Here is a 13,572-nt window from a genome sequence, read left to right as displayed (position 1 = left end):
ATTGTCCCAAACAAACTCTACGACCTGCTCGCTTCTCAAACTGGCCTAACTAGACAGTGCCCTCTCGGGCTAAGTGGCGGTGTAAATATGAAAGTGAACCATCAATTGGCGTTATAGAGGATCTCATCTCACTACAGGCCCTTGGCGTCCAATTACAGATATATTACATAACGACGATTTCAGGTGGGCTCGGAGGACAGGGATCAGTTCCTAGTCCGTCCCGTGTTCGGTTAGCCTCCAACGACACGGGGAACTGATTACTGACCTATGATTTACTGTGGAACGCAGCGAACAGCGAGATATGCACAAAAGGAGAAAGCAGTCCAGAAACTAGAGGGGAAGTACAAACGCAATAAGGACGGACTTTGGAAACTTCTCAGTCAGGAGTTAGATGGGGCGTACGAAGGCTAATTGCCGACGAATCAGAATGTCGATTTTCTCCGCTCCTGTTTTTCGACGATAGCCCTTAGGACTGTTTGCGCAGGCAATTCGATGACTATTCTGCGGAGTGGGGGCGAATGTTTCGGACCAGCACTTCCTCGCAACGGCGCTAAAATGTCTCCTGCACGAACGGGTCGGACGGGCGAAGCACAATACCATCGGTAATCCGACCATCCAATATCTGGCACAACTCGTTGTAGCTCTGCGAACTGCCGACGATGGGCCAGTATTTGGGAAGGCATCAAACCTCGTTCCGGCCCCGTCGTTAGAGTCTCGCCCCGCCCATCCCTTCGAGCCGGGATTTTCGTTCGACCGGATTGAAACGCATGCGCTGGAGAAGTGGGTACGTTCGTGGCGGAGTGAATCAGATGAGTCTTACGCAGTGTATGTCATTGATTGCACCCCGCAGGTCGGTGAGGACGAAGATGCGAGGGCCCGCGAGTTGCGGGCGGAAGTTCACGCGGAGGGCGGAGTCTCTGAACCGAGGCATAAAGGGGCACAAGCGGTCAACAATGGTGAGTGTGTGTATTACGTAGGCCACTCGGATCATGTTCCTGAGCGGATGCGCCAACACGCAAATGGAATGACTTACGGAGGGGCCAAGTTTCTCTCACTGTTCAAGCCGTTCGAAATTGTTGAGTTGACGTGGCAGGAAACCAAAAGTCAGGCTACGAAGTACGAGAAGCGACGGGCGGACAAATTGACCAAACCGGGAGGTCCGTATGCATTCTCTGAGACGAGTCAGTAGGGTCCTTGCTTCCATAAGGTAGCTACCGTTCCGCGAGTAGAGCCTACCGATTCGAGAAGATTTCAACATCGCCGTAATAACGCAATCAACTATTTATAAGAGTGTGATAGCAAGCTGGTCCACAACAGAGAATCCAAACTACTTCACTGTGCGGTCTATTACACCAATCACAAAATATGCCTGTTCGTCTTGACGCGTATTATCCCAACATAGCCCAAACATCGGAGACCACGAAATCTTACATCATTGCGTATATCTACAGTAATCCCGAGTACGGCTACCAACCTTCTGAGATCAGAGACTTACTCGATCTCCCTTACGGGGCCGCTACGACCATCCTCAAGCACCTCTACGAGCAGGAGTACGTCGAGAAGACTGATGACGGCTACTATCACGCCGCCGAAGACCGTGAGGATCTCCACTGCTACGTCGCTGATCTGGACCATCTCAACCGAATTTTTGATCACCCGACTGACGGAAGTAGCGCATCATCTGCAGAGGTGGAGGGCGTAACCCCGGAACCAATAGAAGACGCTGAAATTGAAGATGAACTCGCAGAATTAGAAAGCAAGATTGAGGATTGACATCCTCCCCGCCCTGAAGGGGGAGGATTCCCGACCGCCGTTGGGATATTACGGTTCGCGGTTCACGACCTGTTCTCGTGGGGCGAAACGGCCCTCATGACGGTCGAACAGGTGAACCGCTGGCTGTGGCGACCCGGCGTCCAAGCGAAAGTACGGCATCTGTCCGGTCCCGGTACTGGTGCTCGCAGTTCAGCGAACTCGCCATCAAGTACCTCTCTTACAATTTGACCAGATACCCTGAGCGGTAGATGGAATTACAAGAATGGAATAGAGCTGTCAGACAGCGGTCAGCAACCGAGTTATCTGTCTCAACCCCTAGTCTCCCCTATGAGCGTTATTACGGAGTTCACGATCCCCGCAGACGCCTTCGCGTTACACCAGACATTCGAGGAAATCCCGGACCTGATGATCGAGTTCGAACGACTGGCGACTCACAGCAGAGAGTGGATCATGCCATTCCTGTGGGCCAGTGACGCCGATATTGACACAGTCGAGCGTGCACTCCGAGCTGACCCGTCAATTGAGAATCTACAGCGGATCGGACACGACCGGAATATCGGTCAGTTCACAGTCGAATGGGATGAGGAATTCCAGCAGCTAATCGATCAGATCGTCGATCAGCATGGGATCATGCAGGAAGCCGAAGCGACTAATGGATCCTGGTTCCTCAAACTCAAATTCGTCGAACGAGACGCAGTCCAAGAGTTTCAAGAGTTCTTTGCCGAACGCGGGTACAACTTCGAGTTACAGCGCCTCTACGAAGGTACTGCACCGAAGGAACGCGAGTACGACCTCACACCGGAACAGCACGAAGTCCTCGTCACAGCCTTGGAGATGGGTTACTTTGCGATTCCTCGTGACGCACAGATCGGTGATCTGGCCGACGAACTCGATATCTCGACGAACGCCGTCTCGCAACGACTGCGCCGTGCAACTCGCAACCTGACCCGAAATACGTTGACGATGTCCGCACCAGAGGGATTCTCGGAGCGTCACTAGCTGCCGGGCACCCGACGGCAGTATAAGGACTCTCGAACTCAAAGCGCGCCTTGTTTCCTTACTTCTCCCATATCTGCTCTGATGAGCGACCAGGAAACACCTGCTGGAATAACGGATACGATCTCCCCTGACGCTATCTACGAACTCCTCGCCGACCGGCGTCGGCGAATTACCATTACCTGTCTCAACGAATATGGAAACCTTGCATTGGCTGATCTTGCCGAGGAAGTCGCTTCTCAAGAACAGAATGCCTCCATTACAGAGGTCTCTGAAGAGGAAGTTCGGCGAGTGTATTTGTCCCTCTGGCATTCCCACATCCCAAAATTGGCCGAGGTAGACGTCGTCGCGTATTGCCAGAACCGAGATATCGTACAGCAGTCGGAGAATGCCGAACAGGTCGAACGCATACGCCGCCGTGAGACACCCGTCGATGAAGCGGAGGCGTAGAATATGAAATCACATGTTACACACCGCGCTCCCGATTCCGACGGTAGCGCCACCACTTCCCTGACGATCCGTCATCGGTGGGACCTGAACCAACTCCAGCAGAATAAGAGGGCCAATGGCGACAGTCGCTGAGTTCACCCTGGCAGCAGACGCGTTCCCCTTAGGAACGGTCTTCGCACAACTCCCGGACGTGACTGTGCAACTTGAACGTGTTATCCCGGACACGAACGGTGTCGTCCCGTATTTTTGGGTGCGAGGAACTGAGACTAATACTATCGTCGAGCAGTTTTCCGAGCACCCCGGCGTCAGAGATATCCGCGCCGTCGATCAGGTCGATGGTGAGCACCTCATGCGGTGTGCATGGGACGAAGAGTACGATAGTGTTCTGGATGCGCTGATCGCTCCTGAGGTGGTACTACTATCGGCGACCGGGTCCGCCGAGGAGTGGACGTTCGAGTTACGTGGCGAAAGTCGGGAGGCGATTGCAGAATTCCAAGAATACTGCCACGAACACGGTGTCTCGGTCGTCCTGGAAGAAATTCATGCTCTCAGGCCCCTCGATGCGAGTCAGGATCTCACCGAAGCACAACGCGATGCGCTAACGCTGGCGTACGAACGTGGGTACTTCAACTCACCGCGGGAAACGACCCTGAAAGAGATAGCGGCTGATCTCGGGATTTCTCAACAGGCGCTCGGTGCTCGGCTGCAACGTGGGAATCGGCGACTCATCGAACAAGCCCTCATCGAATCTCACCCGTAAGTCGGGAGCAGCTGTCTGACTTAAAAATCCTGTTGTGCACGAAACCACCAGAGTGACCCACATCGAACGACTAGAGAGGGGTGATGACCGACAATGACTCTTCAACCTTCAATACGGACACAACATCTACGCCACAAGACCGAACGTTCGCTCCCGCACGAAGCCTATGTGAATTCGAGTCATTCGAATACTATTCAGAGGACGACGTATACCGGGCCCTTCTCACCGATGCCAATACGCCCGTGAGTACAGCTGTCGTGAGCGCTGTCGCAGCAGCCTCAGATACGGATCCACTCTATATGGACCCGCTGTACTCGACCATCAATCCTGATGCGCTTGATACCCTTGGGACTCCCCAACGCGCAGCTGACGGTGACCGTCACATCACGTTTGAATTCCATGGCTACGAAGTCACGGTGAGCAGCTATGGGAGTCTTAAAATCAGCCCACTGGAATCACCGGAGTCTCTAACATCTGCTGATGACTAATAGCTTGATGCCGGGTACAATCAGTGACCACGTCCGGATGCGATAGCTGGTGGGATCAATGGTTTCCTATACGATTTCCTGTAGCGAGTGTGGGAAGAATCGGCTTGGTCGAAACAAAAACGGCGATGTAGTTCCGTATAGAACTTCGTGTCAAAAGTGCGGAAGTGAGAGTTACGAGATTTTGAGCGCCGAATGATTCCTGCTTCGATCACATTTTAACTAAATCTCCATACTGAATTGTTAAATTTCAGAACGTCTTGTCACAGCCTCACAGTACTCGATGGAGATGTAGCCAAATCAATTATTGTGATCCAACGAACCCGAGAGATACAGGATCACTTCTCACAGTCTGGTAATCGAACTACGCTGAGCCAGAATTCTTCGAAGGTTCGAACCGTCTCTGTGAATACATCTGGATCGACTGGTTTCGTCAGATATGCGTTGGCATTGAGATCATAGGACTTGACGACGTCTTCTTCCGCCTCAGAACTCGTCAGAACGAGTACGGGGACACGCGAGAGGTCTGGTTCGGAATCGATTTCGGCCAGCACTTCGTCACCGTTCTTTCGTGGTAAGTTCAGATCGAGAAGGATGATGTCTGGTTTGGGTGCATCCGCGTAGTCGGCGCGCTGGTACAGGAAGTCCAGGGCTTCGATACCATCACCAACGACGTGGAGCTTGTTGGCTAGGGACCCGTCCTTGAACGCTTCTTTCGTCAATCGTACGTCGCCGGGATTATCCTCGACCAGCAGAATATCCGCTGGTTCCCCGGAGTAGTCTTGCTTACTCATTGGTTTCCCTCTCGACGGGCAGTGTGAAGGTGAACGTCGCCCCCTCACCAGGCTCGGACTCAACCCAAATCTCGCCGCCGTGACGCTCGACAATACGGCGGCAGAGCGCAAGGCCAATCCCGGTCCCCGGGTACTCGTCTTGATTGTGGAGGCGCTGAAATACCTCAAAGATACGGTCTGCGTCGTCCGGATCGATCCCGATGCCCTGGTCGCTCACAGAAATGCGCCAGTATCTCTCGTCTCGTTCCGCGGTGACGTCCACGCGCGGTCGCTCGTCGCTGTACTCAATGACATTGTCCAATAAATTCTGGAAAACCTGCCGCAATTGCGCGGCGTCGCCCGTCACAGTGGGTAGAGAGTCGCTCGTGATCTCCGCGTTGGTTTCCTCGATCTGCAACTGAAGATCATCGCATGCGTCCGAAAGAGCGGCATCTAGATCGATTGACTCAAACGAGTCGCCTTGCGTCTGAACCCTCGAATATTCGAGCAATCCTTCGATCATGTCACGCATTCGGTCTGCACCGTCAACGGCGAACTCGATGAACTCACGCCCGTCTTCGTCTAATTCGTCGCCATAACGACGGTCTATCATCTGGAGATAGCTCGACACCATGCGGAGCGGTTCCTGCAGGTCGTGAGAGGCTGCGTAGGCGAACTGTTCGAGGCGTTCATTCGACTCTTCGAGTTGTCGTTGATACTCCCGGCGTTCGGTGACGTCTTGGATGACAAGCATTCCCTGGCGATCGTCGCCCGCCGTAGCGATGAGGAGCGTATACGCCAGCAGGTTACGGCCGTAGTATTCGACTTCAAACGAGTGTTCCTCGCCTTCGATTGCGGCTTTGAAATGCGGCTCAACTTCATCGATTAAATCGTCAGCATACCGCTCGTAGATCGACTGTCCGATGGCTTCCTCTCGATCGAGGCCCATCTCGTCGATGAGTTCGCCGCCAGCAGCGGTGTACTCAAGATTTTCGTTGAACAGTGCGACGAGGAGCTACAGGAAACACAGACGGAACTCGAAGACACGGTAGCCAGACTCGAAGCATCTGAGCAGCGATACCGGACCGTGACGGAGAACTTCCCGAATGGAGCCGTCGGACTGTTAGATGCCGATTTACGGCACAAACTCATCGCAGGACAAGGGTTTGAGAAAGTCGATATCAGCGCCAGCGATCTGCAGGGTGAACGGGTTCAGGACGTCTACTCCGATGAGATGTTAGACGTTATCGAACCGAATTATCGTGCGACACTCGGCGGTGAACCAGCCACGTTCGAGGTGCCGATTCAGGGACGAATGCTCGAGTTTCGGACCCACCCGTTAACCAACGAGAATGGTAGCGTACACGCCCTCATTGCGATGTCACAGGACATTACCGAGCACAAGCAGCGTGAACAGAAACTCACGCAACAGGCCCGTCAACAGCAGGTTGTCGCCGATCTCGGCCAGCTCGCGCTCGAAACCGACGACCTCGACGAGCTCATGGACGAATCCTCTCGGCAAGTGGCAAACGCGCTCGGCAACGACTACTGCAAAGTGCTCGAACTCGATTCAGAGACCGAGGAACTTCACCTTCGCCAAGGCGTCGGTTGGGATGCCGGTCTCGTCGGAGAAGCGACGGTATCTGCGGTCGAAGCAGAGTCTCAGGCTGCGTACACACTGGAGAATGATCACCCCATCGTCGTCGAGGATCTCGGTACTGAAACACGCTTCAGTGGTCCCGAATTACTCACGAATCACGGCGTCCGGAGCGGTATCAGTACCATCATTGGACCGTTTGACGAACCATGGGGCATCTTAGGGACGCACGATACCACTCGTCACACGTTCAGCGAAGAGGATGTCTCGTTCGTCCAGAGCGTGGCCAACATCCTCGCAGAGGCGATCGAGCGCCGGCAGTATCAGTCGGAGCTTGAACAGACCGTCGCTGATCTCGAAGAATCCAACAACCGTCTGGAGCAGTTCGCGTATGCCGCCTCTCACGACCTCCAGGAGCCACTGCGAATGGTATCATCATATCTTCGGCTCATCGAACAACGCTACGAGAACGAACTCGATGAAGAGGGACGGGAGTTCCTTGATTTCGCCGTTAACGGGGCTGACTGGATGCGTGCAATGATCGAGGGTTTACTCCAGTACTCGCGCGTGGAGACGAAAGGAGAGCCACTCACACCAGTGGATCTCAATGAAGTGGTTGCAGATGTCCGTGATGACCTCGACATACGGCTCACCGAGAGTGACACCGAGCTAGAAGTGGAGGAGTTACCCCACGTCTTGGGGGATGAAACGCAGTTGGGCCAAGTATTCCAGAACCTGCTAGATAACGCGATCACATACAGCGGTGAGGACTCCCCTCGAATACAGATTTCAGCTGAACAGAACGGTACGGAATGCACCGTTTCGGTCCAAGATGAAGGGATTGGGATTGATCCAGCCGAACATGACCGTATATTTGATGTTTTCCACCGCCTGCAGGGCCGAGACGAGGACGACGGCTCGGGAATCGGCTTGGCGTTGTGTGAGCGTATCGTCGAGCGTCACAACGGTGAGATGTGGGTTGAATCGACACCTGGCGAGGGCTCGACGTTTTCGATTACACTACCAGCAGTACCTGGCCAGGAAATATGACATAGCCCGAACCGTTTGATTCTCCCCATGGAACCCGTGGTATTGTCTGTAGCAAAACGACCCTTTCACGCGGCGTGACTGAACCCCGACGAGGCTATATTGATTTCGATTTAACAGACTTCGGGGCGGTTATCCTGTACTAACCCTCAACCCGGAGGAGAATTCGTCATAATTTGTGTTGGAATCTCTGCTGACTTGTGATTTGGATACTTCAAAACAGAGCTGTTAGAGATACTTGATCGGCTCTGTTGAAGAACTCAGTAAGTGACAGGTCTTGGTCCGGTTGTGGTCAATATAGGGAATTCGCTTATCGGTGCAGGCAGCGTATCGTTCAGTATGCCTGAAGAAGTCCTGTTCAAATCGGAAAGCAACCAGAGTCGAAAAGAGATTGCAGCGTCCCTTCGGAAAGTCGCAGATAATCTCGACAGCGGAAACGCTATCAGCCTGAAAGCAGGCTCCGAGTCTGTCACACTGAATCCACCTGCCCGACCAACCTTCGAGGTCAAAGCTGAACGCGAAGGCCCGGCTGGCAATATGACTGAACTAAGTGTCGAGTTTGAACTCGAATGGGACGAGAACGCCGATGGGGAGACCAGCGGAAGTGGCCAGCTGGAAATCGAGTAGTCACTTCGTACGTCCGCTGAACGGCCATTTCAAGTCTCTATTTATTTGAAGAAAATAGGTTCAACAGAGCCATTATAGCGGCAAGTGAGCGTTAGATGTTGTCGAGGTATCGCCTCCGCTGTTCGACCTTTACCTGCTCAGATCGTCTGTCGTAGTGCTTATCGATGACTTTACGACTGACATCCATCCGGTCGCCAACGATCTCTACCGGGACATCCTGGATCAGGAAGTGCGTGATACTTCCACGCCGGATTGCATGTGGATTCACTGCCTCTGGACACTTCGCATCCGTGTCACCCTCGCAATCCGGACACGGTCGGTCAAGATAACAAGGGGCCGTGAGTGTATAGACTCGCCGGCGAATCGTACTTCTACTGATCCGGCCTTGCTTCCCCGATAACAGCGGATGTCGACCGTACTCATCGGTCGCCTCGATTCGAGTATCATCCATGTAATCCTGCAGCAGGTCGACGAGGTCGGCAGAGATAGCGACAAGACGCTCTCCGGCTTGTGCATTCTTCAGCGTCGTCCCTGTCTCGGGCCGATGTGTCACATCCAGAAACCGGTCTTCGATCTTCACGTCACGCACATCTAACGATCTGGCCGCACCAATTCGCATTCCTGTCTCCCATAGGAGAGCAAAGAGCACGTGCTCTCTGGAGGCATAGTGGTATTTCGAGAGATTCTGTAGGACCTCTTCGGCACGTTCGGCTTCCAGCATCACGTCGCGCTGTTCTTCTTCGCCACTAACCTGTGGGACGAGAACCTTGTCGTATAGATCCGGGTCGACAGCTTCGATGCTACCGGACCAATTCAGGAACACGCGGAGCGTGCTCATCTGCGTCTGCATCGAGATCTTGTTGAGACCTCCTTCCTCCTTACGCCACAGACGGTACTCGTGGAGGTTCCGCCCACTTAGGTCGTTCATATTGTCGATGTCGTTTTCATCACACCACTCGACGAAATGGTTCAGTCGGTACTCGTGGCTCCGGACAGTGGCCTCGCTGCACTGGCTTGACTTGTGATCGATGTACAGTTGCTGCGCGCTACGCGGATCAATCGGTTCGAGATCGGATCGGTCGTTGGCTGTCATAGGGGTGTTTTCCTCAGAACCCCGGACAGCGAAAACAGCCAGACTGCGACGGGTCGTCAGAAGCGTTCAGCGGCTGAACCGTTTCCGCGTTGGCCCATGCTCCCTTCGGTCGCTTCCTGACCGACCGAATTACACACTCTGGGCCTTCAGGCCGTCGTTATCGCGGGATACTCGAAACCGTGAACGGCCCGTTTCTGAAGAACCCGGTCGGCTTCCTGACGCACCTCCCCGGAGTCGTGCGTTTCTCGTAGCCCATCGGAGGTGGTCGGCGTGATGAACGTCGTCGCGACGACCGAGCGATCGACCTGTCGTCACGCGGCGCGCACGTCTCGGATCAATCCCGACGGGTGTACGGTGATAGCGACGACCGCGCCCATCGCTGTAGCGAGTGCGACACCTGGGTTCGCTTGACCGAATGGAGCGCGGCCGGCCTCGATGTTCCGACGCCCGACCCTGAACAAGCCCTCGGCCGTCACGGGAGTGATCCTGCATGACGTTCGTCCGCGCTTCCGCGCTGTACGATGTCGTCGCTGGCGTCGCTGCTCGGCGTCGGTTGACCGCGGTCGACGCTCTGCCCATGGCCCACAACGCAGAGGTCGCCGTGAGCCGCATCGTCGACGCCGACGGGTGCGAACGGTGCGGTACTACCACCTGGACGCGTTGGTACGGAGCGCGTCGCCTCTGCGGGGAGTGCGTCGACGAAGAGCGAACCGCACGGGAGGGTCCGCTGTGAGTCAGGTCGCGACCGTGCCTCACGAGTGCGAGGGCAACCTCGTCTACGTCCGCCATGGGCTCTCGCCGTATTGGGCCGTGGGCTCGCTGTGCCTGAGTAGCTTCGACGGCTACAGCGGCGAGATAGAGGTCGAGGTCTTGCCGATAGTTTCTAAAATAAAATACGCGTTAGCGGTTAGTTATTCGATTTCGTAGCTCTGGAGCGTAGAGGAGCTACTATCGTCGTCCGATTTCCAAATGATACGAACTATGTCACCGCTAGTCAACTGGTTAGCCGTAACCCAGTTTGAACTGTCGTCCTTAACTTCGAAGTTCGCACCATCGTGGCTTATGCTGTTCTTTGCCGACGCTGAATCTTGATAGAAGGCGATTTTGGTTGAAGAGCCAGCAGAGAGCTTGCTACTATTGTAGAGATCCTTACAGTGTTGGGGTCCGACGCGGCACTGTCAGGATTGATTCCGAATGCTCTCTGACCGGTGACAGTGGGGTTCACATTCGACGATTCAACCGACTGACCGCTTTCGAGAGTCACTTCAACGACAGTCGTGTCAAACGTGGTCGTACCACTAGTAGTCCTATCGTCGACAGTGAAGGATTCAGTCGTTTGATCGGAGTTGAAGCTAGCCTGTGGAGTTCGTTGTTGATTCCCACCGAGGTCAAGCACGAAGGCACCAATCACTGCCGCGAGAATGACTCCGATCACCGGACTGACAGCGTCCTCCTCACTGAATGTTTCTGAGGCTCATAAAAATTATACTGCTTGGTTATTTGATTTCGTATTCCTGAAGCGTGCTGGAGGAGTCGCCAGAGTCCGACCCCCAAATGATGCGGATGGTCTCGTCAGAGGCGATGCCGGTCGAAGTACCGGTGCCGTCATCACGGTTTTCGACTGTAACTGCGTCACCGGCTGCAATTTCACCGGAACCGTCCCAGACAGCACTACCAGTGCCATCCTGTGCCTGTTCTCCTTCAACAGTCACATCGATATTGCCCTCCTGAAGGGAATCACCGCTCTCGTGGGAGATCGTGACTGAAGGCCCGCTAGATTGGTCGAAGTTAAAGCTTGCTTGAGGCGTTTCCTGCGTGTTTCCGCCGAGGTCGAGGACGAATGCCCCGATCACGGCTGCGAGGATAACGGTAATAGCGACCATAAGGATGACGCCAATCACTGGCGAAACCGCATCGTCATCCGTGAAGAGTTCTTTCAGATCCATGTTTATTTCACCGTGTAGGACTGAAGAACGCTGCTGGAATCTCCGCTGTCGCTCGTCCAGACGATCTTCACTTTATTTTTGCTGGTGGTGTACGAAGTGGAGTGATCCGCACTCGAAGTCTGACCAAAGATAACACTATCTCCAGAGTTAATTTCTCCATCGCCACCAGCCCAGGACGAGTCTAGGCTTTTAGTAGTGGAGCCGGCAGCAGTCACCTGGATGTTCCCCTCTTGCAGAGTGTCCCCACTCTCGTGGACAACCTCCACGTCAGCATCACTACCACTGATGGTACCAGTTTGATCGAATTCAAAGCTGGCCTGAGGTGTCTTGCTAGTGCTACTGCCGAGGTCAAGGACGAATGCCCCGATCACGGCCGCGAGAATGACGGTGATGGCAACCATAAGGATGACGCCAATCACCGGCGAAACTGCGTCGTCGTCGGTGAACAGATTTTTGATGTTCATGGTTTGTGTTGTTCCCGCACCCAACGGCAACGGTAAAGGTTCGGCAATTCGAGCCTTTTTCTGACGCACGGGGAGAGTGATTCTCCCGCGTCGTTTCCGTTTTCGCTGGGTGGGTTAAGACGATGATAACACCAAGTAGGTATAAATATAGTTGTCTATTCATTCTAATTGACAGGGTATACCCCCGGTTGTAAACCTTCAATGACCTATTGAAATACCTTATTGGGCTCTGAAACCGATACATCACCGTAACACCTATACAGAGACAAAAACTAAAACTGGCAAAATGTCTATAATTATATCCCCCAAAGATTTTGTTGAAACTTACTCACCGAACACAGACGTTGGTCCCTGGGAACTCCTTCAGCAGTACTATCAAGCGACGAAAGCCTCGGCAGAACTTCGCGGGGGCAACGGCGGCCGGGCGGGCTCGCAACGTATCGCGACGCATCTCGATCTCCCACGAGCACGGCTCCGGGCGTGGATCGACGACGGCGGGAAGCCGGATCCGCAGCACGGCCTTGAACGAGCACACGCAGGGGGCTGGATCGAAGTCGATACTGGATCCTCGACCTTCGAGGGACTGAATCGTCTCGTCGCACAGGTCTTCTCGGGTGGGACGATCCTGACTGACACGTACCGCCCCTACTTCGCGGTCGACTCAGACGACGCCCTCGACCGCGTCGTCGCATCGTGCGGACTCGTGGGCGTCGAATACGATATCTACCACGCAGACGAAATCGGCCGGGCGACCGAAATCCGCGTCACGACAGACGGTGCGATTCTTGGCCGCGTCCTTACAGTCCTTGGTGCGCCGCTCGGGGAGAAAGCTACACGCGACGATCTCTCACTTCCGAACTACCTCGATAATGTTGGCCAGCATCTCCGTCTCGATTTTGCTCGGACGTACGTTTTGAACCGTGGTGCTATCCACGAGGACAAAGCTACAGTTACTATTTCTGAGGATCGTCCGCAGGAATACCGCGACCAGGTCGCTGCCTTTCTCGAAGAGACACTCGGTCAGACCGTCACAAGCGGTGACGCGACGATTACACTCTCAGCAGACGCTGCTCGCGTTCTTCAGTAAGTGCCTTTCTACTCGTTGGGGGGGGGCATCCGCACGCTCGACCTGGAGGACTTCGACGTAGACGATCAGGCCCTCTGCCTCCGGCACCGTCCCGACGAAGGGACGCCGCTGAAGAACGGTCCGACCGGCGAGCGCGACGTTTCCCTCCATCCGCACGTCGCGGCGGTCGGCGAGGACTACATTGATGGGCCGAACCGGTTCAACGTAACCGACGAGTACGGCCGGTCGCCACTGATCACGACGAGACAGGGGCGGCCATCACTGTCGACGCTCCAGAACTGGATCTACCGGATCACGTGGCCGTGCAAGGTCGGCGAGCCGTGTCCCCACGACGAGGACCCGGAGACGTGCGAGGCCGCGAACTACGACCAGGCGTCGAAGTGACAACGGATGCGCCGTCGGCGCGAACTCCTCCCGGAGGAACTCTGAATATGTCCATGAATTCTGTCTTTACCCCAGTCAGCGGTCCGTTAG

Annotated in this window: 17 protein-coding genes and 3 pseudogenes; 13 read left to right on the top strand and 7 right to left on the bottom strand. The window is 54.6% G+C overall.

The genetic code is table 11. The features are described from left to right. Positions 1–508 precede the first annotated feature (508 nt). Both EYW42_RS20590 and EYW42_RS16065 read left to right on the top strand, forming a co-directional pair. Complete coding sequence (locus tag EYW42_RS20590) at positions 509–1,189, top strand: GIY-YIG nuclease family protein (RefSeq protein WP_135536374.1); 681 nt, start codon at positions 509–511, stop codon at positions 1,187–1,189. A 176-nt stretch (positions 1,190–1,365) separates the two neighbouring features. Then, positions 1,366–1,773, top strand: a complete 408-nt coding sequence (locus tag EYW42_RS16065; protein WP_237561355.1) for a helix-turn-helix domain-containing protein — start codon at positions 1,366–1,368, stop codon at positions 1,771–1,773. 48 nt (positions 1,774–1,821) lie between these two features. On the opposite strand, the pseudogene EYW42_RS20585 reads toward EYW42_RS16065, so the two are convergent. Next, a pseudogene (locus EYW42_RS20585) lies at positions 1,822–1,899 on the bottom strand (transposase); the annotation flags it as partial. Between the two features lie 201 nt (positions 1,900–2,100). Between EYW42_RS20585 and EYW42_RS16055 the strand changes: the two are divergent. The 4 genes from EYW42_RS16055 (at position 2,101) to EYW42_RS19555 (ending at position 4,467) form a co-directional block, all read left to right on the top strand. Beyond that, positions 2,101–2,772 carry a helix-turn-helix domain-containing protein gene (locus tag EYW42_RS16055; RefSeq protein WP_135536372.1) on the top strand — a complete coding sequence of 224 codons (672 nt, stop codon included), beginning with the start codon at positions 2,101–2,103 and terminating at the stop codon, positions 2,770–2,772. Positions 2,773–2,853: 81 nt separating this feature from the next. Continuing rightward, a complete protein-coding gene (locus EYW42_RS16050) occupies positions 2,854–3,219 on the top strand; it encodes a DUF7344 domain-containing protein (RefSeq protein ID WP_135536370.1) in 366 nt (121 codons plus the stop codon). A 115-nt stretch (positions 3,220–3,334) separates the two neighbouring features. Next, positions 3,335–3,979 carry a helix-turn-helix domain-containing protein gene (locus EYW42_RS16045; protein ID WP_135536368.1) on the top strand — a complete coding sequence of 215 codons (645 nt, stop codon included), beginning with the start codon at positions 3,335–3,337 and terminating at the stop codon, positions 3,977–3,979. 83 nt (positions 3,980–4,062) lie between these two features. Next, positions 4,063–4,467 (top strand): HalOD1 output domain-containing protein, encoded by a 405-nt coding sequence (locus tag EYW42_RS19555; protein ID WP_161972972.1) that lies wholly within the window; start codon positions 4,063–4,065, stop codon positions 4,465–4,467. A gap of 335 nt (positions 4,468–4,802) precedes the next feature. Here the strand turns inward: EYW42_RS19555 and EYW42_RS16040 are convergent, their stop codons facing one another. Continuing rightward, positions 4,803–5,258 carry a response regulator gene (locus EYW42_RS16040; protein ID WP_135536366.1) on the bottom strand — a complete coding sequence of 152 codons (456 nt, stop codon included), beginning with the start codon at positions 5,256–5,258 and terminating at the stop codon, positions 4,803–4,805. Further along, positions 5,251–6,246 (bottom strand): annotated as a pseudogene (locus tag EYW42_RS16035) (sensor histidine kinase); the annotation flags it as partial. The gene EYW42_RS16040 and the pseudogene EYW42_RS16035, both read right to left, overlap by 8 nt. A 78-nt stretch (positions 6,247–6,324) precedes the next feature. On the opposite strand from EYW42_RS16035, the gene EYW42_RS16030 reads away from it, so the two are divergent. Together EYW42_RS16030 and EYW42_RS16025 are read left to right on the top strand one after the other, a co-directional pair. Further along, entirely contained in the window at positions 6,325–7,884 is a 1,560-nt protein-coding gene (locus EYW42_RS16030) for an ATP-binding protein (protein WP_237561354.1), read from the top strand. Between the two features lie 336 nt (positions 7,885–8,220). Beyond that, positions 8,221–8,508 carry an amphi-Trp domain-containing protein gene (locus EYW42_RS16025; RefSeq protein WP_135536362.1) on the top strand — a complete coding sequence of 96 codons (288 nt, stop codon included), beginning with the start codon at positions 8,221–8,223 and terminating at the stop codon, positions 8,506–8,508. Between the two features lie 91 nt (positions 8,509–8,599). On the opposite strand, the gene EYW42_RS16020 is transcribed toward EYW42_RS16025, so the two are convergent. After that, positions 8,600–9,601, bottom strand: coding sequence for a tyrosine-type recombinase/integrase (locus tag EYW42_RS16020; RefSeq protein WP_135536360.1), 1,002 nt, complete (start codon positions 9,599–9,601; stop codon positions 8,600–8,602). Positions 9,602–9,948: 347 nt separating this feature from the next. Here EYW42_RS16020 and EYW42_RS20710 point away from each other — a divergent pair, with 347 nt between their 5' ends. From EYW42_RS20710 to EYW42_RS16005, 3 genes are read left to right on the top strand one after another with little or no spacing between them, the layout of a single operon-like run. Continuing rightward, on the top strand, positions 9,949–10,095 hold the full coding sequence (locus EYW42_RS20710; protein ID WP_449271874.1) for a DUF7563 family protein: 147 nt from the start codon (positions 9,949–9,951) through the stop codon (positions 10,093–10,095). Beyond that, positions 10,092–10,334 (top strand): hypothetical protein, encoded by a 243-nt coding sequence (locus tag EYW42_RS19935; RefSeq protein WP_135536358.1) that lies wholly within the window; start codon positions 10,092–10,094, stop codon positions 10,332–10,334. The genes EYW42_RS20710 and EYW42_RS19935 overlap by 4 nt, the downstream gene beginning before the upstream one ends. Next, positions 10,331–10,528, top strand: coding sequence for a DUF7845 domain-containing protein (locus tag EYW42_RS16005; protein WP_135536356.1), 198 nt, complete (start codon positions 10,331–10,333; stop codon positions 10,526–10,528). Before EYW42_RS19935 ends, EYW42_RS16005 begins: the two co-directional genes overlap by 4 nt. Positions 10,529–10,661: 133 nt before the next feature. Here the strand turns inward: EYW42_RS16005 and EYW42_RS20170 are convergent. The 3 genes and pseudogenes from EYW42_RS20170 to EYW42_RS15990 all read right to left on the bottom strand — a co-directional run. Further along, a pseudogene (locus tag EYW42_RS20170) lies at positions 10,662–11,039 on the bottom strand (type IV pilin); the annotation flags it as partial. Positions 11,040–11,097: 58 nt separating this feature from the next. Next, the gene (locus tag EYW42_RS15995; protein ID WP_135536354.1) at positions 11,098–11,547 is read right to left on the bottom strand and encodes a type IV pilin; all 450 of its coding nucleotides are present in this window, start codon (positions 11,545–11,547) and stop codon (positions 11,098–11,100) included. 2 nt (positions 11,548–11,549) lie between these two features. Beyond that, the gene (locus EYW42_RS15990; RefSeq protein WP_237561353.1) at positions 11,550–12,080 is read right to left on the bottom strand and encodes a type IV pilin N-terminal domain-containing protein; all 531 of its coding nucleotides are present in this window, start codon (positions 12,078–12,080) and stop codon (positions 11,550–11,552) included. A gap of 217 nt (positions 12,081–12,297) precedes the next feature. On the opposite strand from EYW42_RS15990, the gene EYW42_RS15985 reads away from it, so the two are divergent. Both EYW42_RS15985 and EYW42_RS15980 read left to right on the top strand, forming a co-directional pair. Further along, a complete protein-coding gene (locus tag EYW42_RS15985) occupies positions 12,298–13,098 on the top strand; it encodes a hypothetical protein (protein ID WP_135536352.1) in 801 nt (266 codons plus the stop codon). After that, the gene (locus EYW42_RS15980) at positions 13,099–13,482 is read left to right on the top strand and encodes a hypothetical protein (protein WP_202613924.1); all 384 of its coding nucleotides are present in this window, start codon (positions 13,099–13,101) and stop codon (positions 13,480–13,482) included. Positions 13,483–13,572: the final 90 nt, after the last annotated feature.

This window comes from Halostella pelagica (assembly GCF_004762015.1).
In the GTDB taxonomy this organism is placed as follows: Archaea; Halobacteriota; Halobacteria; order Halobacteriales; family Natronoarchaeaceae; genus Halostella; species Halostella pelagica.
Note: the sequence above shows the minus strand (reverse complement) of the source record. Positions and strands in the feature narration are given on the sequence as shown.